Genomic DNA, 23665 nt, shown 5'->3' with positions numbered 1-23665 from the left:
GAAAGTCCCCGACCTCAGTCGAGGGGCCCCATGCCGCCCTCGGGACGGGCACGAACCCGGGAGCGAGCCGGCTTAGGTGTCCAGCAGCCAGTCGTCCGGGAGCCGCTTCCGGGCCGGCTTGCGCTGCCCCTGGGCTTGTCCCTGACCCTGACCCTGCCCCTGGCCGCCGACTGGCCGCTGGGCCGGGCTGCCCGCCTGCTGGCCGGCGCCGCCCACCCGGTTGGCCCGGGTGCGGGCCACGGCCGAGCGGAACTCGGCCTCGCTCTCGCCGGACAGCAGGCGCCGGGGCCGGCTGTTGGCCGTGCTGCGGGCGAACGAGGGGCGGTCGTCCGACGGCCCGGCCCCCTGGGGGCTCGGCGCCGTGCGCTCCGCCCGGGTGCCCCGCTCGCTCCGGTCCCCGCCGCTGCGGTCACTCCGTTCGCGGGCGATGCCCGCGGAACGCTCCCGGCCCCCTCCGGACCCAGCTCCCGGTCGACCTCCCGACCCAGCTCCCGACCCAGCTCCCGACCCGAGGCTCCCCCAGAGGTTCGGCCGCCCGCCCACCGGCTGGCGCTCCTCCGCCTCCGGCGCCGGGGGGGCTGCGCCCCGCCCAGGGGGGCCGGTGCGCGTCGGCCGGGCGGTCAGCACCGTGGGCGGGCGCGGGGGTGACAGGCGCTCCGGGGCCGGGGGGGCCTCCTCGGCGGTCCCGCCGGGCTCCGCGGCGCGCCAGGCAACTTCGGCGGTGTTGGGGGTCATGGCTTTCACCGCGCGGGTCTCGGTGTCGAAGGTGAACTGCGCCTCCCGGGCCTGGCCGCGCACCGAGTACCGGAAGGTCACCTCCCAGCTACCGTTGCGGCGGACGGCCGTCCAGCCCTCGTGGGGGCCGGTGCTCGAGGCCCCGCCCTTGCGGTCCCTGAGGTTGGCCGCGATCGCCTCGCCCACCGTGAACCCGGAACGCCCGGCCCGCGGGCGGACGATGGTCCCGGCCCGCACCGCCTCGACGATGCCCTCCCGTTCGGCCAGGATCGGCCCCACGAAGCGCTCGATCCACGCCACGTCGGTGCCCGCCATGCGGGCGACATCCTGCACGCTGCGGCCCTCGCGCAGGTGGCTCTGGATCTCCTTGGGGGTGAGCCGGCTCCGGCCGCTGCGCGCCGGCATCTCGCCGGTGGGCGCACCGGCCACGGCCTCGGAGGACAGCGCGATCTCCTCCCCGATGGGCTGGGTTTCCCTCGCCGCCGCCTCGTCCTGGCGCCGGACCACCTCTTCGACGGTCTGGAGGAGCCGGTCGTCGATGGCGATGCTGAAGCCGCCGCTCTTCACACCTTTCTGGCGGGAGAGGATCAAACTACGCAGATCAGTTGTGAATCCAACGAGATAGAGTTTTTGCACCGGCCCCCTCGGTCCGCGCGCCGCCTAGGCACGCTAATCAAACGACGGATTCTTCGCGCTTTCAAGCATCCTATGCGGGCCCGGGCAGCCCTGCGGAGCGTGGGGGGGACACCGGGCGCGTGCGCCCGGGCACAGGGGCGTTCAGCCCGCTTTGCGGCGGAAACGTAGAGGCGGGGCGAGACCGGCCCCCTGCAGGGTGCTGACGGCCCGCTCCTCCTCATCGTCGAGGACGACGGGGCCGCTCTTGGGCAGCAGCAACGCCATCACGAAGCAGTCGGTGCAGTGCTCGGATTCGTACATTTCACACTGCTGGCAGTCGATGATCATGACGCCTCCTTCCGGTCGTTGGGACTGTTGGCAGAACGGTTGCCTGGACGGTTGGGGGTGCGGTGCCCGGCCGGGACCGGGTTGCGCCGGCGGGGAACCGGCATGCCGAGTTCCCGGAAGAGCGACCCGACCTCCGGCTCGCAGAGGCCGTCGTGGTAGCCCCGCAGGTACGCCATGCGCAGGTACCAGCCGAGCTGCTCGGCCAGTTCCCCGGGCTCGCCGTCGGCGGCGAACACGCAGCTCCAGACCTCGGCCATGCGGGGGTCGATGGCCATGGCCAGCCGGAGCCCGTTGCCCAGCGCCCCCTCGGTCTCCTCGGCCCACTCGTCGCTCATCCGGCGCTCCCGTTGCTCTCGTACCGGCCCCGCCCGGTGCGGGGTGGCAGGAACGACGATACGGAGGGGGTATGACAAAAAACGGCCCCTTCTTGGCGGGGGCCGAAAAAACCTTTGAAAAGTTCCGGGCGGGTCGGGCGGCCCACGCCGGCCCGGCGTCAGTTCATCGAGAGCACGATGCCCAGCCGGCTGAAGCGCTTGAGGAAGTCCTCCCGCGGCTCGCCAGCCAGCACCGCCAGCTTGTCGACATCCCGCTGGCGGACGAACACCAGGGTCTCGGTGTCGCCCCGCTGCATCTGGATGTACTCCAGGTACTCCACCAGTGGGTGGTAGTTGGCCTCCTCCAGCTTGCGCAGGCGCTCGAGGTCGAGCCCTACCCGGGCAGTGGCGCCGTCGATGAGCCCCCGGAGCGCCTCCCGGTCGGGGTCCGACCGCCGCTCGAGCCCGTCGCCTTGCTGGGAGGCCCGCTCGGCCCCCCGGTGGGCTGGGACGCCGTCCACCGGCGAGGTCGCCCGGCCCCGGCCCCGGGAGCGCAGCCACCAGCCCAAGCCGGCGGCGCCCAGCACGCCGGCGCCGATGACCACCCAACGCCTGCGCCGTCTCACGAACTGGACCTCACGGATTCGACCTCACGGACTCGACGCTACCACCGGGGCGCTCCCGGGCGCACGGCCCGTGGGCGATAAGCTTTTCCCGAGACCCGACCAAGTACCACACCGAGTACCAGGCTGCGTGCGGGCCGCGCGGGAGGAACCCCATGGGCGCCACAGTTGTCGATCTCCTGGAGCTGCCCGTCCCCGCTGGGGGGCGGGTGCTGGTGGCCAACGACCTGCACCTCGGCGGGCATGGCTCCCACCAGCCGGTCGAGGACCTCACCGCCGCCATCGAGCGGGCCTCGGGCCCCGGCGTGCTGGTCTTGAACGGCGACATCATCGAGCTAGCCCTGGGCACGCCCCCGGACATCCGGGCGGTCCTGCAGCACGAGGGCCGCCTGACCGCCGCGGTGCGCAGCTTCGCCGCCGGCCCGGGGCGCCGGGTGGTCTACCTGCTGGGCAACCATGACTCCCGCCTCGCCTGGGACGGCGGCGCCGCCGGGGCGGTCGCCGAGGCCTTCGGCTGCGACCTGGCCCTCGCCCTCGAGCTCGAGATCGAGACCGGATCGGGCACCCGCAAGGTCCGGGTGGAGCATGGGCACCGCCTCGACCCGCCCAACGCCTTCACCGATCCCCGGGATCCCCTGGACATCCCCTTCGGCCTGCATGTCACCCGGCACCTGGGCCCGGTGGTCACCCACTACGAGATCTTCGACGACTCGGTGAACCTGGCGGATGGCCTGGCCTTCCCCCGCTACGTTGCCTCCCGGCTGACCTTCCGGCGCTTCGCCCGCCACCTGAAATGGCTGGCCCTGCCCTTCCTGGTCGCCCTGCTGCTGAAGCTGCCCCTCACGCTCACCCTTTTGTCCAAGACCGAGATCGGGGCGCGCATCGCCCGGTGGCCGAACCCGTTCCTGTTCATCGGCGGCCTGGTGGTGGCCGACCTGGTGCTGGTGGTGGCCGCCATGGCCCTGGCCGCCTACGCGGTGTGGGAGGCGACGTCCAACGTGGCCATCCTCTCCGCCCGCCGGGGGCGCAACGACGCCGCGCGTGCCGATGCCCTGGCCCGCGTCCGCGAGGGCTACGCCGGCATGATCACTGGCCATACCCACCTAGCCGAGCTGGCCCCCCTGGGTGACGGGTTTTACGCCAATGCCGGCTGCTGTGCCGAGGCGGTCGAGGAGAGCCGGAGCCGGCTGGGGCCGCTGCCCGTCTTCCGGTCCGTGCGCCAGACCTCGTGGGTCGAGCTCGAGGCGGGCTCTGACCTGCACGTCCGCCTGGTCTCCGGCCGCCAGCCGCTCCCGGCGGGCTCCGCCCTCGAGCGCCTTGCGGTGCGGCCCGAGCGCGCGAGCCCCCGCCCGGTGGTCGTCGCCTCCCTACCGGGCGGGCCGTCCTGGCCCCCGCCCACCGAGCGGGTCGGCCACCAGCGGGTGGTGCGAGCCCGGGCGGCCACGGCCATCGCCCTGGTCGGGCTGCTCAACCTCGCCTCGGCCGCCGTGCCGCCCCTCTTCGTCCGCCTGCACTGGCTGCGCACGATCGTCCCCCTTGCCGTCCCGGAGGCCGCCGCTGCCCTGGTGGCGCTCGCCGGCCTCGGTCTGCTCTTCCTCTCGGGAGGCGTCCGGCGGGGCGGGCGGCGGGCCTGGGGAACCGCACTCGTCCTCCTGGGCGGATCGGCGGTGCTGCACCTGGCGAAGGGCGTCGAGGTCGCCGCGGCGATCCTCGCCCTCGCGGTCGCGGCCTACCTGGGGAGCCAACGGGCGGCGTTCCGGGGTGGGGCGGCCCCGGGCGGCTTCCGGGTGGCGTTCCGCACCGCAGTGGCCGGCAGCATCTCGGTGATCGTGGCCGCCACCGTCGCGGTCGAGGTGGTCATGAAGCCGCGGCTGCCACTGGGGCGGGCGGTCGCCGCGGTGACCGGCCGGCTGGTGGGCGCCCAGTCCGTGGCGCTCCCCGACCGGCTCAACGACTTCCTCAGCCCGGTGATGCTGGCCGTGGCTGGCGGGCTGGTCGCCCTGGCAGCCTGGACGATCTTCCGCCCGGTGCACGCCGCCCGGCGCCGCCCGGGTTCGGGCCTCGCCCGGGCCCGCGAGCTGGTGGAGCGCTACGGCGACGAGTCCTTCAGCTACTTCGCGCTGCGCAGCGACAAGGAGCTCTTCTTCTCGGGCGACACCGTCGTGCCCTACTCGGTGGTGGGCCGGGTGTGCGTCGTGTCCCCCGACCCGGTGGGCCCGAGCTGGGAGCGGGAGCAGGCCTGGGAGGAGTTCCACCGCTACGCCGACGCCCGGGGCTGGCCGGTCACGGTGTTGGGGGCGTCGGACGACTGGCTGCCGATCTACCACTGCGCCGGGATGCGGGAGCTGTACGCCGGCGACGAGGCGATCGTGGACTGCCACCGCTTCGACCTCGACCATGCCCGCTGGGAGGACCTCCGCCGGCGCGTGGCGGGGCCCGCCGCCGCCGGGTACCACGTCGAGTTCCTGAGCCCGGCCCACCTGGATCCCTTCGTGGAGTCCGAGCTGCGCGGCCTGGCGACCGAGTCCCACCGGCCGACCAGCGAGCGCCGCTTCTCGATGACCCTCGGCCGGCTTTTCGACCCGCAGGATGACGACATCGTGCTGGCGGTGGCCGTCGGCCCGGACGGCCACCCGGCCGCCCTCGCCCAGTTCGTGCCCGCCCCGGCGATCGGCGGCTACACGCTGGACCAGGTACGCCGGACCACCCGGGCGGTCCCCGAGGAGCTGACCGACCTGCTGATGGTGCACACCATCCGGCACCTGGGCGACATCGGCGTGCGTACCCTGAGCCTCAACTTCTCCGTCACCCGGCGCACCATCATCCGCCGCGAGGCCGACGGGCTCGGCGGCCGGGCGCAGCGCTGGCTGCTGGAGCAGCTCTCCCGGGCGATGCCCGTGGAGCACCCCTGGGAGCCGGACGAGGCCTACGAGCCGGCCTGGCGCCCCCGGTATTTCGTGTACGACGGGCGCGGCCACTTCCCGGCCGCCGCCATGGCGGTGGTGCGCTCGGTGGCGAAGGGGCCCTCCCCGGTGGTGGGCCCCACCCCGGTCCCGGTGGGGCCCCGCCCGGCCGATGGCCTGTTTGAGGTCAGCGAGGAGCGAGGCGGTTGGACGCCTGGCGCAGGCGGGTGAGGCACCCGGCCGCCCGGCCGGAGTCGAGCGACTCCGCCGCCTGAGCCAGACCCTCTGCCAGGTCGGCAGCACGGTCGCAGGCCACCAGCGCGGCCGCCGCGTTCACCATGGCGAAGTCCCGGGCCGGCCCCGGCTCGCCGCTCAGCACCGCGGTGGTGACCGCGGCGTTCTGCGCCGGGGTACCGCCCTTCAGGGCCTCCCGGGCGACGGTGGCCAGGCCGAGCGCCGCCGGATCGATCACGCCCTCGTGCACCGCACCGCCCTTCAGTTCCCACACGGTGGTGGGGCCGGAGAGGGTGATCTCGTCCAGGCCGTCGCACGCGTGCAGCACCAGGGCGTGGACGCTGCCCGTGCGCGCCAGCACCTCGGCCATCTTGGGGGCCATCGCCGGGTCGGAGACCCCGAGCGCCTGGTGCCGGGCGCCCGCCGGGTTGGTGAGGGGCCCCAGGAAGTTGAAGACGGTGGGCACGCCGAGCTCCCGGCGGGGCGGGCCGGCGTGGCGGTAGGAGGGGTGGAAGACCGGGGCGAAGCAGAACCCCATGCCCGCCTCGTCGATACAAGCCGCAACGGCATCGGGCCCCAGCTCGATCCTGACCCCGAGGGCCTCCAGGAGATCGGCGGAGCCGCACGCGCTGGAGGCCGCCCGGTTGCCGTGCTTGGCCACCTTCCCCCCGGCGCCGGCCACCACGAACGCGGCCATGGTGGAGGCGTTGATGGTGCCCACCCGGTCCCCGCCGGTGCCGCAGGTGTCCACCACCGGCCCCCAGGCCGGGTCGAGCGGGACGCGCAGCGCCCGCCGGCGCATGGTCGCCACCAGGCCGGCGATCTCGTCTACGGTCTCCCCCTTGGTCCGGAGGGCAGCGACGAAGGCCCCGAAGACCGGCGGCGAGGTGTCGCCCGCCATGATCTGCTCCATGGCCCACGCGGCCTCGTCCTGGGTCAGGGCGGTGCCGGTGAACAGCCGACCGAGCACGGCCTGCCAGGTCAGATCCATGGCGGCGATTCTAGTGGTGCCTCGCGGGCCGGAGTCACCCTCGCCCGGCAGGCTCATGGCGACCGACATGGCACCGCGCCGCCGGCTTACGTCCCGCGCAGCTGTGCCAGCGCCGGGTGCAGGTCCTGGCGCCACAGCCGGGTAGGGGCGAAGAAGTCACCCCGGCCGGCGATCCGCTCGCAGGCGGTGGCGATGGTGAACTCCTCAGGCAGGAACTCTTCCTCCAGCTCCTCCCAGGCCAACGGCATCGACACCGGCGCCCCGGGATAGGGGCGCACCGAGTACGGGGCGACCAGCGTCTTGCCCTTGGCGTTCTGGTTGGCGTCGATGAACACCTTGCCCGCCCGCCGGGGGATCGACGGCTCCAGGGTGGCCTTCTCCGGGTAGACCGCGGTGATGAGCCGTCCGACCCCGGTGCAGAACTCCCGCACCTCGGGGTAGGTGTGGCCGGGAAGGAGGGGGATGAAGATCTGCACGCCCGACCCACCCGATGTCTTGGGCACCGCCCGCAGGCCGAAGCGCTCCAACACCGTATGCACCAGGCGCCCCACCGCCCGGACGTCGTCGAAGGTGATGGGCTCGTGGGGGTCCAGGTCGATCACGGCGAAGTCCGGCTGGTCGAGGTTGGGCCACACGCTGGTCCAGGCGTGGCACTCGACGCTGGCGATCTGGGCCAGCCACACCAGGGTGGCGACGCCATCGGGCACCACGAAGTCGATCGTCTTCGGCGTGCCGTCGGAGCCGCCCGACGGCACCGGCACGGTACGGACCCACTCCGGGGCCCCCTTGGGCGCCTGCTTCTCGTAGAACGCCTCGCCGTAGATGCCATCGGGCACCCGCTGCATCACGACGGGCCGGTCGCCCAGGAAGGGCAGGAGCACCGGGGCGACGGAGTCGTAGTAGGCGATGAGGTCGCCCTTGGTGTAGCCATCGTCGGGGAACAAGACCTTGTCGAGGTTGGTGAGGCGTACCTCCCGGGGTCCCTCCCGTAGGATGAACGCCGGCCCCCGCGGCTCGAGGCGCAGGGGGTGGGGAAGGAACGGCCGGGCGTAGACAACCTCGCCCGGCGCCGGCTCGCGGTCGGCTCCCGCCGCCGGCGGCTCCAGCAGCCGGGCGAAGCGGCTCCCCGCCCGCCCGGGGGCGGCCAGCGGGAGGCCCCCGGAGCGCAGGTCGGCAAGGATGGCCTGGTGTGAGGTCTCCCAGCGCTCCTCGGAGATCATCGTCATGGCGAAATCCACGTCGAAGCTCGCCTCGGCCAGGGGCCGGATGCGCACCGACCCCTCGCCGTAGGGCACATGGGTGATCTCACCCGCGGGGCCGAAGCGGTTGTCGGTGAAATGGCAGTGCAGCGGCCACAGGTGCTCGGGGCGGAACTCCCGGGCCACGAAGGCGAACAGCGCCCGGAAAGCGTCCACCGATCCCAGCCCGCCGCCCGACACCGCGTGCACGTGGGCGAAGTCGATCACCGGGCTGCAGAACGGGTGCTCGGCCACCACGAGGGCGATGTCGCCCAGGCTGCCGAACTGCGATTTGCGCCCGGGGGTCTCCAGGCCAAGGCGCACCCCGAAGCCGGCGATGCGGGGGCCGAGGTTGTCGAGGGCCGCCGACACCCGCCGGTGCACGGCGTCGGGATCCACCGGGGCATCGGTGCCCCCGGACAGCGAGCCCGGGTGGCACACGACGATCCGGGCCCCCATCAGCGACGCCAGGTGGCAGGAGTGGTGCAGCGCCCCCAGGTGCTGGGTGAGGCGCTCCGGGTCCTCGGTGGTGAGCTGGGCGAAGTAGGGGGCGTGCACCGACAGCGCCACCCCGGCATCGGCGGCGAGCGCCCCCAGGCGTTCCGCCTCGGGTTCCTTCAGGGTGAACTCCTTGACGAACTGCACCTCGCAGGCGGCGTAGCCCCCCGCCACCACCGCGTCGATGGAAGCCTGCAGGTCCTTGGTGTCCTTGAGCCCGGCGATGCCATAGCGGACCAGGCGCACTAGCCGGGCTCCCGGCGGGATTCGTAGGCGGCGATCTCCGCGATGTTGGCTGCCTCGTCGGCGTCCGGCTCGCCCACCGCCAACCAGGCGGCGACGATCTCCCGGGCGACCTCGGGCTCGGTGCGCTGGAGGCTCAACACCAAGACGTTGGCGTCGTTCCAGCGCCGGGCACCCTCGGCGATCCAGGGCTCCCAACACAGCGCCGCCCGCACGCCCGGCACCTTGTTCGCCATGATGCTGGTGCCGGTGCCGGTCCAGCACGCCAGCACGCCCAGGTCCGCCTCCCCCGCGGCCACCGCCTCGCCCACCCGGCGGGCGACCTCGGGCCAGGCCCCCGTGGGCAGCCGCTGCACCGTCACTCCCCGGCGGCCGAGCTCGTCCACGACGGCGTCCAGGACCAGCCCCTCGTCGTCGGCCCCCACCAGCGCACGCGGGTTCCCGGCGTGCGAGGTCGCGAAATCCGGGATCTCCACCCCCTCCTCCCCTATCCTCGTGGCAGCCCATGGCATGGACTCGGCCGCAGCGCCGCCGGCTACCGGCGGCCGTCACCATTCTGATGGCAGCACTGATCCTCGGCGCAACGAGCCTCCTGCTGCCGGTTGCCGCCACCGCTGCGGCGCCCTCGGCGGCCCCTTCCCCCCTCCCAGGCCCGGATGCGAACCCCCTGCCAGCGCCGCTGGGGGTGGCATCGGGCATCCTGGTGGACCCTACCAACGGCAAGGTGTTGTGGTCGCAGGACGACACCGTCGCCCGGGCGCCCGCCAGCCTCACGAAGATCGCCACCGCGCTCACCGTCCTGCGCCGCGCCAACGTGGGCGCGGTGGGGACGGTCACCAACGACGCGGTCAACGTGGGCGGGTCGGAGCTCGGCCCGCCGGCGGGGACGACCATGACGGTCGGCGACATGCTCTGGGGGCTGCTGATGGTCTCGGGCAATGACATGGCCCTGGCCCTGGCCCACACCCTCAGCCCAGACGGCACGGTGGCGGGCTTCGTAGGCCTGATGAACAGTGACGCCGCCACCGCCGGGGCCACCGGGAGCACCTTCGTGAACCCGCACGGGCTCGACGCTCCCGGGCACCAGTCCACCGCCCGGGACCTGGCCCTGCTCACCATGGAGGCCATGCGCTACCCGCTCTTCGCCCAGATCGTGGCCACCCGCCAGCACGTCCTCGTGTGGGGCGGCGGCGCCCACCTGCTCACCAACCACAACAAGATGCTGGCGCAGTTCCCGGGCACCATCGGCGTGAAGACCGGGTACACCTCCGAGTCCGGCAGCGCCCTCGTCAGCGAGGTCACCCGGGACGGGCAGACGCTCCTGGCGGTGGTGCTGGGGGCGCACACGCCGGCGGGCTACAAGGACTCCGAGGCCCTGTACAACTGGGGCTTCACCAACCTGGGCACCCTGGAGGCGCAGGCCACCGACACCATCACGCCCACCCCGCTGCCCGCCATCCCGCTCCCCCGCCCGGCCGCCGCCCCGGCCCGGGCCGCCGTCAATCCCGGTCAGGCCGACGCCGCGACGCCGTCCCGCCCGGTGCCCGCCGCCCAGCCGGTGGGGCACCCGACAGGGACCCTGGACGACGTCCTCCTGGCGGCGCTCGCCATCTCGTTCCTGGCGGCGATGGTGGTCACCCGCCGGGCCGGGGCCGAGGTCGGGTAGCCCAGAGCCCGGGCTCCGGTTCCTGTGAGCATCAAACACCGTCACGGTGGTTGAGCGTCACAAGAACGGTCCCGGCGCCGGATCAGGGCACGTACAGCGTCGCCGTATCCCCCGGGTGCACGGTGATGTCGGGTTCCGGGTCCTGCAACAACACTTTGGCGGTGGTGCAGCCCGAGCCGCCCGAGGTGTTCACCACCGTGACCGTCAGGCTGACGCCCTGGAGCTGGGTCTGCGCGGCCGAGCACGGCTGCCCCGTAACCGACGGCATCGGGAAGGGCGGCGGGCCGGAGCTGACGGTCAGCGTCACCGCCGATCCCACGGGGATGCGTACCGGGGGCAGCGGGCTCTGCGCCATCACCGTGCCCGAGGCGATGGTGGCGCTGGCCTGGTAGACCGGGTTGACCGTCAGGCGAGCGCCCTTGAGGGCACCGGTGGCGGCGGCCAGATTGGTGTTGGTGACGCCGGGGACGGCGGTCAGCTCCGGGCCCTTGGACACGTTCAGATTCACCGGCGTGCCGGCAGCCACGGAGTTGCCGAAGTCGGGGTTCTGGTCGATGACCGTGCCCGAGGGCACCGTGGGGCTGAAGGTCTGCGTCACGGTCCCCACGGGGAGCCTGGCCGCCTGAATGGCTTCCTCGGCCGCGGTAAGGGTGACTCCCTTCACCAGCGGGACCGCGCGCAGGTCCGGTCCCTTGCTCACCAGGAGCTTCACCGTGCCGCCCCGGAGGGCGAAGGGGCCGACGGCCAGCACGGATGACTTGTGGCCCACCACCATCCCCTTCGTCTCGGTGCTGAACGTCGTCTCCACCGAGGCATGGAGCCCGGCGTGCTTCAGCCGGGACACGGCCGTGGCCTGGTCCACTCCCGCCAACGACGGCAACGGCCGCACCATCACCACCCCGGCGCCGATCAGGATCACCAGGACGGCGGCGATCACGGCGATCACCCGTGGCCACCTCCGGCGCCGGCGCCCGACGGGGGCCACCACCATCGTGGCGCCCGCCCCGCCGCCCGCCTCCCCGGCCACCATCGAGGTCATCTCGGCGGACAGCTCGGACAGCGGCGGGGCGGCCGGGAGGTCCTTGGTCGCCGATGCCAGATCCGCCCGCATGGCACCCGCCGAGGTGTAGCGTTCCGCCGGGTCGATCTTCGTGGCGCCGGCCACCACCCCGTCGAGCGGAGCCGCATCCGGGGCCTCGATCGACGGGGCGGGCACCGCAGTGTGCAGGTGCTCCTGCAGCACGTGTGCCACGTTGCCCTCGAACGGCGGGGCGCCGCACAGTAGCTCGTAGAGCAGGCAGCCGGTGGCGTACAGGTCCGCCCGCCCGTCCACCGCATCGCCCCGGATCTGCTCAGGGGCGGCGTAGGCCGCGGTGCCCACCAGCTCCCCGGTGTTGGGGTCGATCTCCGAGATGCGGGCGATGCCGAAGTCCGTGACCTTGACCTGGCCGCTGGCAGTCACCAGCACGTTCTCCGGCTTGACGTCCCGGTGCACCAGTCCGGCGCCGTGGGCGGCCTCCAGGGCGGCCAGGAGCTGGTCCACGACGGCTGCTGCCTGGGCGGGCTCGAGCCGGCGCCGCTCGGCCAGGATCTGGCGCAGCGTCGGCCCGCGGACGTACTCCATGACCATGAAGTACGAGCCCTCGTCGGTCCCCGAGTCGTAGAGCGTGACGACGTTGGGATGCTGGAGGCGGCCGGCGGCGTGCGCCTCGGTGCGGAAGCGTTCGACGAAACCGGGCCGGGCCGCCAGGGCGGCCGGCAGGACCTTGACCGCCACGGGGCGCCCGAGATTGGTGTCCCGGGCCCGGTACACCTCGCCCATCCCACCGCCGCCGATGCGCGCGGCGACCTGGTACCGCCCGGCAATCATGTCGGGCAGGGGGCTGCGGCTCATCAGCCGATGCCCTTCGCTTCCAGTTTCTTCACCTCGGCGACGAACTGGGCCTGGAGAGCCGACAGCTGTTGGGTGACCGCGGTGAGGCTGACCCCGAGCTCCTTGACCTGGGCGCTCGAGGCACCGGCGGCGCTCTGCGCCTGGGTCACCCCGGTTTGCAAGGAGCTGATCGAGTGCTGGACGCCGGTGATCTGGGTGCCCAGGGCGGACAGCTGGCCGCCCAGCGACTGGCTCGTGGCGGTCACCGCCGAGCTGGCCGCCGACGCGTTCTGGTTCGCCGCCGACGCGCTCTGGCTGGTCGCGGAGACCGCCTGGGCGAGCGCGGCGACCTGGCCCCGGAGCTGGTCCATGCCGGAGGTGTCCTGCACCACCTGGGTCTTCGTGACGGTCTCGGTCACGACCTTCGGGGGCCGGGAGGCACCCACGGAGGCGCTCTGCCAGGCCACCGCCACCAGGACGATCCCCACCACGGGAGCGGCCACCATGAGCCACGGTCTGAGCGTGGTCCTCACCCCATCACCTCCGATGCCACGCTACCGTGCCGGGTCGGCCATCCCTCGGCAATCTGCGCCCATCTGCCCGCCATCTGCCCGCCATCTACGGCACCCGGGCGGCAAACCGGTCCCGCAGGGCCAGCACGTCGGCCACGTACTGCCGGGTCGCCCGGTACATACCCCGGGCGCGGACCGACGCCAACCCTTGGTAGTACCCGGCCACCGCCAGCTTCTGGTCGCCACCCCCCGCCTTCAGCAGGTAGGCGAGGAACGCCACGCCGGCCTCGACGTTCGCCTGCACGTTGGTGGCGTCCACGCTGTGGCCCACCAGATTGACGCCGGTGAAGCTGGCGGTCCCCGGCTCCAGCTGCATCACGCCGACCGCCCCGGTGGGGCTCACCACCTTCTGCTGCCAGCCGGACTCCTGCCAGGCCAGGCCCTCGGCGAGGGCCGGGTCGACGCCATCCGCCTTGGCGTAGTAGACGAGCAGGCCCTCCACGGTGCCCAACACCGGCAGCGGGATCTGCAGCACCTGGCCAATCCGGATGAAGTTGGGGTCGGCCAAGCCGTTGATCGAGGCCAGTACCTGGGTGGTGAGCTGGTTCGCCGCCGCGATCGAGCCGAGCGTCTCCCCCTTGGTCACCGTGTGGCTGGTGAACGGAAGCGGCAGCGGGGTAGCGGGCCTCGGCAGCGCGGTGGCGGGCGGCTTCGCCGGCGACGCGGCAGGCGCTGCTGGAGCCGCAGCACTCGGGATGTGCAGCGTCGTGCCGGCCAGGACCCGGTTGGGGTCGGGCAGGTGGTTGGCGGTGGCCAGCGCCTGCGGCGTGGTGGCGAAGTGCCGTGCGATGGTCCAGAGGTTCTCGCCCGGGCGCACCACGTGGCTGACATCCGACATGCCGGCAACGGCCAGCGCGGCGACCACCCCGAGTGCGGGGAGGCTGCGCAGGAGACCCCGGCCCGATCCCGCCCTGCTTCGGGCGACCGCCGGCGGTGCTGTGGGGGGACTGTCCGGCACGATCCGCCCTTCCTCCGAAAGGGATCGAAGGGTAGCAGACCTTAACAGAAGTAGTCAACTAGTGATTGTTGTTCACAGAGACCACACAGGGAGGTTTCGGCGGGACGGGAACGAGCCGCGCCCGGGACGCGTGCGGCGAGGAACTGCCGCGGCGATCCAACGACATGGTTTGGGGTCGGGGCTCAGCGCCCTACGCGTCGAGGACTTCTGCCTCGCCGTTGCGCAGGACGGGCGATTCCCGCGTGTTGAGAGTCTCGAAGGCGTAGGTCGTGAAGCCCTCCCCGGAGCCCAGGATCCAGGCACGAGTGGTGAGCGTCTCGCCCGGGAACACCGGCTTGGAGAAGCGCACCCGGATCCGGCGCAGCCGGGCGGGGTCGCTGCCGCACGCCCCGTCCAGGATCACCTTGCCGGCGAACGCCATCGTGCACATCCCGTGCAGGATGATGCCCGGCAGCCCCGCCGCCTCCCGGGCGAACTCGGGATCGGTGTGGATCGGGTTGTGGTCGCCGGAGGCTTCGGCGTAGCGGTAGGTCTGGTCTTCGTCCACCTTCTGGACCGCCGAGAAGGCGATCTCCGGCTCCGGTTGGGGCTCGGAGGCTGCCCCCTTGGCCCGGGAGCCGCTGCCCCGAACGAACATGAGGCTGCGCACCTCGGCGGCGAGCACACCGTCGGCGTTGGTGAGCGACGTGTAGATGGTGAAGGTCTCGCCGCTGTCCTTGGTCTCGGTGCTCTCCAGCGATCCGGCGACGCTCAGCGTGTCACCCGGCCGGATCGGGGCATGCAGGATGTGGTCTTCCTCGCCGTGGACCAACCGGGCGAGGTTGACCCCCAGCTCGGGGTCGAACAGGACGGCGGCCAGCACCCCTGAGGAGGGCACCACCGGGAAGGCGGGCGGGGCGACGGGCGCGTCGCCGGCGAAGGCGGGGTTGTCCTCGTTGGTGGCCGCGGCATAGGCGCGGATGGCCTCGGCGCTCACCTCGTAGGTCGACACCGGGTACGTCCGCCCCACCAGCTCCGGGTTGATCGGCATGCCACCTCCTGAGACCAAGAAGGAGGGATCTTGTCACACCTCGCGGCGGCGGAAGCTCCCCACGGCGAACCCGAACACGAGAATGCCCCAGAAGGCGGCCCACACGATGTAGGGGGTGGCGGGTGCCGATGCGGCGAAGAACGGGTTGGCCGCCGCCTGGGTCCGATCGGAGCCCAGGACCCCGGCAATCACCGAGACCGGCTCCAGGGCGTAGATGGCCCCCCGCCAGAGGCCGTCCGAGGGCATGATCAGGCGGGTCAGCGCCCCGACGTCCTGGATGCCGTGGTTGTTCAGCACCTGGCCGATCGCCAGGGCGATGCCCCCCATCCACGCCAGCATGAACCCGCCCAGGGCGATCACTCCTCCGGCCACCGGCGAGAGCCGGGTCGAGATCAGCGTGGTGAGCGTGAGCGCGGTCAGCGTCTCGGCGGTCAGGAAGACGATGAACTGGATGGGGTGGGGCGGGTGGTAGCCGGTGGTGAGGTCCACCACGATGAACTCACAGGCACTGGCGACCGTCACGTAGATCGTAGCCAGCACCCCGAGGCCCAGCCACTTGCCGGCCAGGACCTCGATGCGCCGGACCGGCCGGGTGAGCACGGCCAGCGCCACACCCGACTCCAGCTCGCCGGCGATGCTCGGAGCGGCCATGAACACCGTCGAGATGGCCAGCACGAAGCTGAAGGCGAACATGACAAAAATGAGCAGCTGGGAGATGACCAGCTTCTTCTCGGACGGCCCCAGGCGGGGGCGCCCGTTGACGACCTCGTGCGCGATGGTGTTGAGGCGCCAGAAGCCGAAGCCGGTCACGGCGATCCCGACGATGGTGATGATGGCCAGGGCGAGGACGAGCCGCTTGCGGGAGGCCTCCCGCACCGTCGCCTTGGCAATCGTCAGCACCGCGCTCACCGCTCGCCTCCGAGCAGCTCCATGAACCGCTCCTCCAGGCTCTGGTGGCGGGGCTCGACGGCGTACACCCGGCCCCCGCCCGCCACGATCTCAGCCACCACCTCGGGCACCACGTCGGGCCCGACCCCGCCGATGGCGATCCAGATGGGCTCGTGGTCGAAGACGGCGCTGCCCGCGTCCAGGGTCCCGAAGCGGGCCAGCCGCTCGACCCCCGGGCGATCCAGCCCGGCCACCCGGATGCGCACGCCCGCCCCGGCCAGCAGCGTCGCCAACGGGCCGCTGGCAATCACGGTGCCGTGGTGGACCACGGCAACCCGGTCGCAGACCTGCTCCACCTCGCTCAGGAGGTGTGAGTTGAGGAACACCGTCACGCCCCGCTCCTTCAGGTGCCTGATGACATCCCGGACGTCCCTGCGCCCCACCGGGTCCAGCGCCGAGGTGGGCTCGTCCAGGAAGATCACCTCGGGGTCGCCCAGCAGCGCCACCCCGAGGCCGAGGCGCTGCTGCATGCCCTTGGAGAAGGTCGCCACCCGGCTGTGGGCCCGCTCCGCCAGGCCGACGGTCACCAGGGCCCGCTCGATCTCGCCCTGCCACCGCGCCCGGGGCAGCTTGGCCAGCTCGCAGTGCAGGCGCAGCACCTCGTACGCCGACAGCCATGCCGGGTAGCGGAACAGCTCCGGGAGGTAGCCGATGCGGCGCCGGGTGGCCGTGTCGCCCGCCTGGGCGCCCAGGACCCAGGCCTCCCCGCCGCTGGGCCGGGCGAGGCCCAGCAGCAGCTTCACCGACGTCGTCTTGCCTGCGCCGTTGGGTCCCAGGAACCCGAACACCTCGCCCCGGGGCACGCTCATCGTCAAACCGGCGACGGCGGTCACGGTCCCGTAGGTCTTCGTCAGCCCCGACGTCGTGATGGCGTCGTCGGCAGGTGCGGGCTGCTCCACGCTGCCCGCCAGCCTACCCCCGGGATCGGCCCCCGAGGCCGGCCGGGTGCTGGTCGTGCTCAGTGCATCGACCGGGCGATCGCCACGACCGCCGAGTCGCTGAGGGCACCCACCACAGCGCACACCAGCCCGTGGCTCTGCCAGATCACGGCACTGGCGATGCCGGTGGAGTCCCCGATCAGCAGCCCGGGCGACCCGTTGATATCCACCGAGCTCGACTCGGCCAGCGACGTGGGGATCGGGATCGGCAGGGTCGAGGACGGGCTGCCGAGGGCCTTGATCTGTGCCGCCAGCGCCGGAGGCATGCCGGGGAGCGAGAGCAACGCCCGCTCGTACTCCGCCACCGACGGACCGTCGGAGTAGAGCGCCGGGGCCTTCATCTGCACCACCATCGCCTCCGGCAGGTTGCCCAGCAGGCCGGACAGCTGCCCCAGGCGCCCGCCGCCGGCGGTTCCGGACACCGACGTCGACTCCGAGCCGAAGCCCAGCGACCCCAGGTCCAGGCTGCCCACGATCTCCACCACGCCCGGCCCGGCCTGCAGCGTCAGCGTGCTCCCGTTCAGGTCGGCGGGCAGCGCCGGCAGGGTCCGGCCCAGCTGGCCGGCGGTCCCCGACGCCGTGGCGGCATTGAAGGTGAACGATCCCTGGCCCTGCGTGATCACGATGTAGTTCGGCGTGCCCTTGACGGACGGCGGCAGCGTCCCCCAGCTCAGCAGGTGCAGCCCGCTGTCCGCCTCGGCGGTGGCAGCACTCGCGGTCTCGGTCACCGATGGCGCCTTGAGAGAGTTCACCGACCCGAAGCCACTGAGGTGAGGTAGGGAGGTCAGGCTGGTGAGGTCGAAGGTCACCGGGGCGAAGGTCTCGGGCTGGAAGATCTTGATCAGGTTGCCGGCCGCACCGGTGGCCACCAGGCCGGCCATGAGGGCGGCGACCAGGCCGAGCACCGAGCCTACCCGGAGCACCCGGCGGGACTGCAGGGCCAGGCGGCCCCGCAGGGCCTCGGCGAAGCCGGGCTTGGGCGGCACCCGGGTGGGCTCGTTGGCCCGCAGGGTGCGGAGGGCGGGCAGGGGGTCGGCGGCGTCCGCCCGCGGCACGCTGAGCGCGGCCTGGGCGGCGGCCGCCTGCGCGGCCAGCGCCTCCCGTTCGGCCGAGCAGGTGGCGCACGCCTCGACGTGGCTCCGCACGTCCGCGGGAACCTCCTGGGGCTCGTCGAGCATGCGGCGCAGGTCGCCGCGGTCCGGGTGCCTACTCATGACTCCACCTCTCGCTTGAGGCGTGCCTCGGCACGCCGGAGCACGGTTCCTACCTGGCTGACGCCGATACCCAGCGCCTGGGCCACCTCGGCATACGACAACCCGCTGTGGCGCAGAGCGAGCGCGCCGGCGGCTTTGGGCGGGAGCCGGCGCATGGCCGCCCGCACCCGGTCACGGTCGAAGCGGCTCTCCACAACCACCTGGGGATCGACTCCCCACTCCCCTGCCTCCGGCCGGCGGACCCCGTCGGCCTGCTCCCGCCGCTCCCGTCGCCTGCGGCCCCGCACCCGGTTGAGGGCGGTGTGCCAGGCCGCCCGGTGGAGCCACGCCGGGGCGTAGTCCGCAACCGGTGAGTGGCTGCGGTGGAAGGCGAGGAACACCTCCTGGGCCACGTCCTCGGCCTCGGCCCGGTCACCCAGCACCCGGGCGGCGATGCCCACCACCTTGGGATATTCGGCCACGAAGAGGTCGTCGAAGGCCCGGGCCATGCCGCCCGAGGGGGCCACGGAATCAGCTCCTCCCGGGATGCTCACTGCCGCCACGTTGCCTTCCATCGCCTGATCAGCACCGCCGGGCCCGCTTTTGTGACACCGCTCATCATCTGCGGGACCAACCCAAACCCCCGCCCTCGGCCGCCGGGCAGGGACGCTCGCTAGGCCTCAGCACCCTCGACCAGGCCCACCAACCCCTTCTCGTCCAGGATCGGGATCCCCAGGACCTCAGCCCGGGCCAGCTTGGAGCCCGGGCTCTCGCCCACCACCACGTACGAGGTCTTCTTCGACACGCTCGACACCACCGCCCCCCCGGCCCCGACGATCAGCCGGGTGGCGTCGTCCCGGGACAGCGAGGGCAGGGTGCCCGTCAGCACGAAGCTCATGCCCACCAGTGGCCCGGTCACCGAGACCCGCTCCTCGGCCAGCACGACCCCCGCGGCCCGCAGCTTCTCGATGATCGCCCGGTTGCGTTCCGAAGCGAACCAGGAGGCCACCGAGGCGGCCAGCACCGGCCCCACGCCTTCCACGGACGCCAGCGCCTCCTGGTTCGATGCTGCGGCGGCCGCGATGGTGTCGATCGACCCGAACTCCCGGGCGAGGTCCCGGGCGGTGGGCGGCCCGACGTGGCGGATGCCCAGCCCGACGAGCACCCGGGTGAGCCCGCGCCCCTTGGACGCCTCCAGTGACGCCAGCACCTGGTCGGCCTTCTTGTCGGCGAACAGCGGCAATGACAGGAGCTGGTCCCGGGTCAGGAAGTACAGGTCCCCCGGGTCCCGGGCCAGCGCGCGGTCCCACAACTCGAAGATGGTCTTCTCGCCCAGGCCCTCGATGTCCATCGCCGAGCGCCCGGCGAAGTGGATCAGGGCCTCGACGCCCCGGGAGGGGCACGCCTCGTTGGGGCAGCGCCACACCTTCTCACCCTCGGGACGCACCAGGGCGGTGCCGCATACCGGACAGGCGGACGGCATGACAAACGGCCGCTCCGCACCGGTCCGCCGGGACGCCACCGACTCGACCACCTCCGGGATCACGTCCCCCGCCCGCCGGACGAGGACCCAGTCGCCGATGCGGATGTCCTTGCGGGCGATCTCGTCCTCGTTGTGCAGCGTCGCCTGGGACACCGTCGCCCCCGACAGGATCACCGGGTCCAGCCTGGCGAACGGGGTGACCGCCCCGGTGCGGCCCACATGTACCAGCACGTCCAGCAGCTGGGTGGTCTTCTCCTCGGGCGGGAACTTGTAGGCGATGGCCCACCGGGGGCTCTTGGAGGTGTACCCCAGCTCCTCGCGCTGGGCCAGCTGGTCCACCTTGGCCACCACGCCGTCCGCCTCGAAGGCCACGTCGTGGCGGTGCTGCTCCCAGTGCCGGCAGAAGTCGTAGACCCCCTCCAGGTCGGTCGCCAGCCGGGTCTCGCCCATCACCCGGAAGCCGAGGCGGGTGAGCTCGGCCATCTGCTCGGAATGCCGCTCCACCCGGGATCCACCCTCCCGGCGCCCCACCCCGTGGCACAGCAGGCCCAGGGTGCGCGACGCGGTGACCGCCGGCGACTTCTGGCGCAGCGACCCGGCGGCGGCGTTGCGCGGGTTGGCGAACACCCGCTGGCCCTCCTCGGCCAGCTGGGCGTTCAGCTCCCGGAAGCCGGATGCGGGCATGTAGATCTCGCCCCGCACCTCCAGGAACGGCGGAAACGATGTGCCCCGCAGGCGCAGGGGCACCGAGGGGATGGTCCGCACGTTGGCGGTGATGTCCTCACCCACCCGGCCGTCACCCCGGGTGGCGGCGGACACCAGGAGCCCGTCCACGTAGGTCAGGTCCACCGCCGCGCCGTCCACCTTCAGCTCGCACCAGTAGTCGGCCACGCCGCCCAGCACCTTCTCCACCCGCTTGCCCCAGGCCACCAGTTCCTCGAAGCTGAAGGCGTTGTCCAGCGACCACATCGGCGACGGGTGCTCGGCCGGGGCGAAGAGGTCGGAGGGCGCCGCCCCCACCCGCTGGGTGGGCGAGTCCGGCGTGACCAACGCCGGGTCCGCCTCCTCCAGGGCGGCAAGCTCCCGCATGAGGGCGTCGTACTCGGCGTCGGAGACCTCGGGGTCGTCGAGGACGTGGTAGCGGTACGAATGGTGCTCCAGAGCCGCCCGGAGCTCGAGCACCCGGGCGGCGGGATCCTCCTGCCCGCTCACGCCGGGCGCCCGGGCGCCGGCACGATCTCCAGCTCCCCCCACACCCCGATGTGCGACTCCGCCATGATCACCACCCCCCGCAGGCTTCTATCATCCAGGCGCCGGTGCAGCCGTATTGTCGCCTCCAGCGCCCGTTCGACATGCGTCGGGTGCAGCATGGCCAGCCCGATGGCGCTGGCCGCGGCGTCCGCCACCGCCCCGTGGTCGGCCAGCACGGCCACCACCCGGGCGTGGCCGATGCCGGGGTTGACCCGGCTGCGACCGGTGGACGAGTAGAAGGCGTAGGGCCGGCTCCCCACGATGCGCACCGCCAGCCCGGGCCGGGCTGACCCGGTGGGCGGCTCGACCACGTAGGTCTGCGGGCGGTTGTGCAGGGCGAAGGTGTCCCCCTCGGTGGAGACCACGACGTGCGGCGCCCGCTCGGCCAGGTCGCGGGCCACCGCCTCGGCCAGGGCGCCGGGGAAGGTCAGCATCGGGCCGATGCCCGCCGCCTCGGCCGCCGCCCCCATCGCCCGCACAATCGGCGGTGCGCCGGCCGCCACCGGCACCGGCACGAACGAGGTGGCGAACTCCGAGTGCGTCGCCACGTAGGCCTCCAGCTGCTCGGTGTGGTGCAGGCCCACGATCCGGGCATCGTCCTGTAGGCGCTCCCGGAAGTGCTCCGGGGCGCCCACCCGCAGCTGCAGGTCCCCCACCGGCAGTTCGAACCAGGTGAACGACCCCGGCCGGAGACGGTTGAGCAGGCCCACCGGGCCCCGTCCCCTAGCCGGACCGCTCGATGGTCCCGCCGCCCATAACCAGTTCCCCGTCGTAGACGACGGCGGCCTGCCCGGGTGCCGGCGGTGGCTGGGGCTCATCGAACAGGAACGTTCCCGCCCCCGCCCCGTCCGTAACCAGCGTGCCCGGGGCCTCCGGCCCCCGGTAGCGGGTCATGGCCGCGCCCCGGACCTCGGCCCCCCCGCTGCCCGCACCCCCCCCGGCCACCAGCGACACCCCGGACAGCTCCAGGCACCGCACCGTGGCGCCCCCCGCCGGCCCCACCACGAGGGCGTTGTCGGCCGCCCGCACCTCCCGCACGTAGAGCGGCAGCCCGACGCCGACGCCCAGCCCCCGGCGCTGGCCGACCGTGTAGTGGGCGAAGCCCCGGTGGGTGCCGATGCGCTCGCCGGCGGCGGTCAGGATCGGCCCGGGCTGCGACCCCTCGGGGACCGCCTCCCGCAGGAAGGCATGCACGTCGCCCCCGGGGACGAAGCAGATCTCTTGGCTCTCCGGCTTGGCAGCGGTGCGCAGCCCCAGGGAGGCGGCGATCTCGCGCACCTCGGCCTTGGCGTACTCGCCCACCGGGAAGCGGGCGCTCTCCAGCTCGGCCTGGTCCAGCATGTACAGCACGTAGCTCTGATCCTTGGACCGGTCCCGCGCCCGCAGGAGCTGCCGCCCGCCCGCCCCGCCCGCCACCCGGGCGTAGTGGCCGGTGGCCAGCACCGCCGCCCCGAAGGTGCGCGCCCGGGCCAGGAGGGCGGAGAACTTGATCGAGCGGTTGCAGGTGATGCACGGGTTGGGGGTCCGCCCGGCGGCGGCGGCCGCCACGAAGTCGTCCACCACGCTGCGGGCAAAGGCCTCGGCGAAGTTGAAGACGTAGAACGGGATGTCCAGGACCTGCGCCACGCGGCGGGCATCCTCGGCGGCGTCCAGCGAGCAGCACCCGCTCTCGTTGTTGGCGGCGCCATTAAGACCTACGCCGTCCCAGAGCTTCAGCATGATGCCGATGACGTCGTACCCCGCGTCCTGCATGAGGGCGGCGGCCACCGAGGAGTCCACGCCGCCCGACATGGCCACCACGGCCAGCGGGCGGGTACGCGCCGCGCTCATGCCCGGGCGCCGACCGCGCTCCCGATCGAGCCGATCCCCCGGAGGCGCTCGACGATGGGCGGCAGCACCTCCAGCACGGTGTCCACGTCCTCGTCGGTGGAGGCCCGCCCGAGCGACAGGCGCAGCGACCCGTGCGCCAGCTCGGGCCGCACCCCCATGGCCAGCAGGACATGGGACGGCTCCAGGGAGCCCGAGGTGCAAGCGGAGCCGCTGGAGGCGGCCACCCCCTTGGCGTCCAGCATCAGCAGCAGGGATTCGCCCTCGACGCCCTCGATGCAGACGTTGACCGTCCCCGGCACGCGGGGGGCGCCCGCCCCGTTGACGGTGACCGCCGGGAGGGCGGCGACGCCGGCCTGCAACCGGTCGCGCAGCGCGGCCAGCCGGGGGCCCTCGGCGGCGACCTCCGCGGCCGCCATCTCGGCCGCCACCCCCATGCCGGCGATGCCCGCCACATTGGGCGTGCCCGAGCGCAGGTCGCGTTCCTGGCCGCCCCCGTGCAGGATTGCCTCCAGCGGGGTCTTGCGCCGGACGTACAACGCCCCGGTCCCCTTGGGCCCGCCGATCTTGTGGGCAGCGAACGACGCCAGGTCCACCCCCAGGGCGCCGACATCGACCGGGACCTTGCCCAGCGCCTGCACGGCGTCGGTGTGCACCAGCGCCCGCGAGTGCCCGTGGGCCAGGGCGGCGGCTTCCGCCACCGGCTGGAGGGTCCCCACCTCGTTGTTGGCCAGCATCAGGGACACCAGGGCGGTCTCCGGGCCGAGTGCCCGCCGGAGCGCGTCGAGGTCCACCACGCCGTCGCCGTTGACCGGGAGGAAGGTCACCCGGAACCCCTGCTTCTCCAGCCATTCGGCGGCATGGAGCACGGCGTGGTGCTCGACCGCCGCGGTGATGACGTGGTTGGCGTTGGGCCGCATCGCCCGGGCACGGAAAGCTGCGCCTTTGATGGCGAGGTTGTCCGCCTCGGTGCCGCCCGCGGTGAAGACGATCTCGGACGGCTCCGCCCCGATGGCCGCCGCCGTGCGCTCGCGCGCCTCCTCCAGGCCCTTCTTGGCCTCCCGGCCTACCGCGTAGACGCTGGAGGGGTTGCCGAAGGCCGAGCGGAGGAAGGGGAGCATCTCCTCCACCACCGCGTCCAGTACCGGGGTGGTGGCGGCGTAATCGAGGTAGGGCACCGACCC

General features: G+C 73.0%; 21 protein-coding genes. 2 read left to right on the top strand and 19 right to left on the bottom strand.

The window, feature by feature from the left end; all coding sequences use genetic code 11:
- Positions 1-72: 72 nt before the first annotated feature.
- The 4 genes from sepH to VFW71_04825 all read right to left on the bottom strand — a co-directional run bounded on the left by sepH (position 73) and on the right by VFW71_04825 (position 2638).
- The gene (gene sepH / locus VFW71_04840) at positions 73-1371 is read right to left on the bottom strand and encodes a septation protein SepH (GenBank protein ID HEU5002088.1); all 1299 of its coding nucleotides are present in this window, start codon (positions 1369-1371) and stop codon (positions 73-75) included.
- A 141-nt stretch (positions 1372-1512) separates the two neighbouring features.
- Positions 1513-1698 (bottom strand): hypothetical protein, encoded by a 186-nt coding sequence (locus tag VFW71_04835; protein ID HEU5002087.1) that lies wholly within the window; start codon positions 1696-1698, stop codon positions 1513-1515.
- A complete protein-coding gene (locus VFW71_04830; protein ID HEU5002086.1) occupies positions 1695-2033 on the bottom strand; it encodes a hypothetical protein in 339 nt (112 codons plus the stop codon). Before VFW71_04830 ends, VFW71_04835 begins: the two co-directional genes overlap by 4 nt.
- A 158-nt stretch (positions 2034-2191) precedes the next feature.
- Positions 2192-2638, bottom strand: coding sequence for a hypothetical protein (locus tag VFW71_04825; protein HEU5002085.1), 447 nt, complete (start codon positions 2636-2638; stop codon positions 2192-2194).
- A 152-nt stretch (positions 2639-2790) separates the two neighbouring features.
- On the opposite strand from VFW71_04825, the gene VFW71_04820 reads away from it, so the two are divergent.
- Complete coding sequence (locus VFW71_04820; protein ID HEU5002084.1) at positions 2791-5769, top strand: phosphatidylglycerol lysyltransferase domain-containing protein; 2979 nt, start codon at positions 2791-2793, stop codon at positions 5767-5769.
- On the opposite strand, the gene trpD is transcribed toward VFW71_04820, so the two are convergent.
- The 3 genes from trpD to VFW71_04805 all read right to left on the bottom strand — a co-directional run bounded on the left by trpD (position 5726) and on the right by VFW71_04805 (position 9218).
- A complete protein-coding gene (trpD, locus tag VFW71_04815) occupies positions 5726-6763 on the bottom strand; it encodes an anthranilate phosphoribosyltransferase (GenBank protein HEU5002083.1) in 1038 nt (345 codons plus the stop codon). The two genes, VFW71_04820 and trpD, sit on opposite strands and share 44 nt — an antisense overlap.
- 86 nt (positions 6764-6849) lie before the next feature.
- On the bottom strand, positions 6850-8745 hold the full coding sequence (ligD, locus tag VFW71_04810) for a non-homologous end-joining DNA ligase (GenBank protein ID HEU5002082.1): 1896 nt from the start codon (positions 8743-8745) through the stop codon (positions 6850-6852).
- A complete protein-coding gene (locus VFW71_04805; protein ID HEU5002081.1) occupies positions 8745-9218 on the bottom strand; it encodes an RpiB/LacA/LacB family sugar-phosphate isomerase in 474 nt (157 codons plus the stop codon). Before VFW71_04805 ends, ligD begins: the two co-directional genes overlap by 1 nt.
- Positions 9219-9301: 83 nt before the next feature.
- On the opposite strand from VFW71_04805, the gene VFW71_04800 reads away from it, so the two are divergent.
- The gene (locus tag VFW71_04800) at positions 9302-10408 is read left to right on the top strand and encodes a hypothetical protein (protein ID HEU5002080.1); all 1107 of its coding nucleotides are present in this window, start codon (positions 9302-9304) and stop codon (positions 10406-10408) included.
- An 82-nt stretch (positions 10409-10490) separates the two neighbouring features.
- Here the strand turns inward: VFW71_04800 and VFW71_04795 are convergent, their stop codons facing one another.
- From VFW71_04795 to VFW71_04740, 12 genes are all read right to left on the bottom strand, one after another.
- Positions 10491-12302 (bottom strand): PASTA domain-containing protein, encoded by a 1812-nt coding sequence (locus tag VFW71_04795; GenBank protein ID HEU5002079.1) that lies wholly within the window; start codon positions 12300-12302, stop codon positions 10491-10493.
- Positions 12302-12814 carry a hypothetical protein gene (locus tag VFW71_04790; protein ID HEU5002078.1) on the bottom strand — a complete coding sequence of 171 codons (513 nt, stop codon included), beginning with the start codon at positions 12812-12814 and terminating at the stop codon, positions 12302-12304. The genes VFW71_04795 and VFW71_04790 overlap by 1 nt, the downstream gene beginning before the upstream one ends.
- An 85-nt stretch (positions 12815-12899) precedes the next feature.
- Positions 12900-13811 carry a LysM peptidoglycan-binding domain-containing protein gene (locus VFW71_04785; protein HEU5002077.1) on the bottom strand — a complete coding sequence of 304 codons (912 nt, stop codon included), beginning with the start codon at positions 13809-13811 and terminating at the stop codon, positions 12900-12902.
- Positions 13812-14001: 190 nt separating this feature from the next.
- On the bottom strand, positions 14002-14841 hold the full coding sequence (locus tag VFW71_04780; protein ID HEU5002076.1) for a MaoC/PaaZ C-terminal domain-containing protein: 840 nt from the start codon (positions 14839-14841) through the stop codon (positions 14002-14004).
- Positions 14842-14874: 33 nt separating this feature from the next.
- Positions 14875-15750, bottom strand: coding sequence for an ABC transporter permease (locus VFW71_04775; GenBank protein ID HEU5002075.1), 876 nt, complete (start codon positions 15748-15750; stop codon positions 14875-14877).
- The gene (locus VFW71_04770) at positions 15747-16688 is read right to left on the bottom strand and encodes an ABC transporter ATP-binding protein (GenBank protein HEU5002074.1); all 942 of its coding nucleotides are present in this window, start codon (positions 16686-16688) and stop codon (positions 15747-15749) included. Before VFW71_04770 ends, VFW71_04775 begins: the two co-directional genes overlap by 4 nt.
- Before the next feature lie 59 nt (positions 16689-16747).
- A complete protein-coding gene (locus VFW71_04765) occupies positions 16748-17941 on the bottom strand; it encodes a hypothetical protein (protein HEU5002073.1) in 1194 nt (397 codons plus the stop codon).
- Complete coding sequence (locus VFW71_04760) at positions 17938-18495, bottom strand: sigma-70 family RNA polymerase sigma factor (protein ID HEU5002072.1); 558 nt, start codon at positions 18493-18495, stop codon at positions 17938-17940. The genes VFW71_04765 and VFW71_04760 overlap by 4 nt, the downstream gene beginning before the upstream one ends.
- Before the next feature lie 98 nt (positions 18496-18593).
- A complete protein-coding gene (gene ligA, locus VFW71_04755) occupies positions 18594-20615 on the bottom strand; it encodes an NAD-dependent DNA ligase LigA (protein HEU5002071.1) in 2022 nt (673 codons plus the stop codon).
- A complete protein-coding gene (locus VFW71_04750; GenBank protein HEU5002070.1) occupies positions 20612-21364 on the bottom strand; it encodes a hypothetical protein in 753 nt (250 codons plus the stop codon). Before VFW71_04750 ends, ligA begins: the two co-directional genes overlap by 4 nt.
- 13 nt (positions 21365-21377) lie before the next feature.
- A complete protein-coding gene (gene mnmA, locus VFW71_04745; GenBank protein HEU5002069.1) occupies positions 21378-22484 on the bottom strand; it encodes a tRNA 2-thiouridine(34) synthase MnmA in 1107 nt (368 codons plus the stop codon).
- Positions 22481-23659, bottom strand: coding sequence for a cysteine desulfurase family protein (locus VFW71_04740; protein ID HEU5002068.1), 1179 nt, complete (start codon positions 23657-23659; stop codon positions 22481-22483). The genes mnmA and VFW71_04740 overlap by 4 nt, the downstream gene beginning before the upstream one ends.
- Positions 23660-23665 lie beyond the last annotated feature (6 nt).

It is taken from the genome of Actinomycetota bacterium (assembly GCA_035765775.1).
GTDB lineage: Bacteria > Actinomycetota > CADDZG01 > JAHWKV01 > JAOPZY01 > DASTWV01.
The sequence above is the reverse complement of the archived record's forward strand: the minus strand, read 5'-3'. Positions and strand labels throughout refer to the sequence as shown.

Bases quoted from the DNA above. Each gene is read 5' to 3' on its own strand.
- VFW71_04780 (HEU5002076.1), bottom strand. From the start codon at position 14,841: ATGCCGATCAACCCGGAGCTGGTGGGGCGGACGTACCCGGTGTCGACC.
- VFW71_04765 (HEU5002073.1), bottom strand. From the start codon at position 17,941: ATGAGTAGGCACCCGGACCGCGGCGACCTGCGCCGCATGCTCGACGAG.
- VFW71_04830 (HEU5002086.1), bottom strand. From the start codon at position 2,033: ATGAGCGACGAGTGGGCCGAGGAGACCGAGGGGGCGCTGGGCAACGGG.
- mnmA (HEU5002069.1), bottom strand. From the start codon at position 22,484: ATGAGCGCGGCGCGTACCCGCCCGCTGGCCGTGGTGGCCATGTCGGGC.
- VFW71_04795 (HEU5002079.1), bottom strand. From the start codon at position 12,302: ATGAGCCGCAGCCCCCTGCCCGACATGATTGCCGGGCGGTACCAGGTC.
- VFW71_04820 (HEU5002084.1), top strand. From the start codon at position 2,791: ATGGGCGCCACAGTTGTCGATCTCCTGGAGCTGCCCGTCCCCGCTGGG.
- trpD (HEU5002083.1), bottom strand. From the start codon at position 6,763: ATGGATCTGACCTGGCAGGCCGTGCTCGGTCGGCTGTTCACCGGCACC.
- VFW71_04760 (HEU5002072.1), bottom strand. From the start codon at position 18,495: ATGGAAGGCAACGTGGCGGCAGTGAGCATCCCGGGAGGAGCTGATTCC.
- VFW71_04800 (HEU5002080.1), top strand. From the start codon at position 9,302: ATGGCAGCACTGATCCTCGGCGCAACGAGCCTCCTGCTGCCGGTTGCC.
- VFW71_04835 (HEU5002087.1), bottom strand. From the start codon at position 1,698: ATGATCATCGACTGCCAGCAGTGTGAAATGTACGAATCCGAGCACTGC.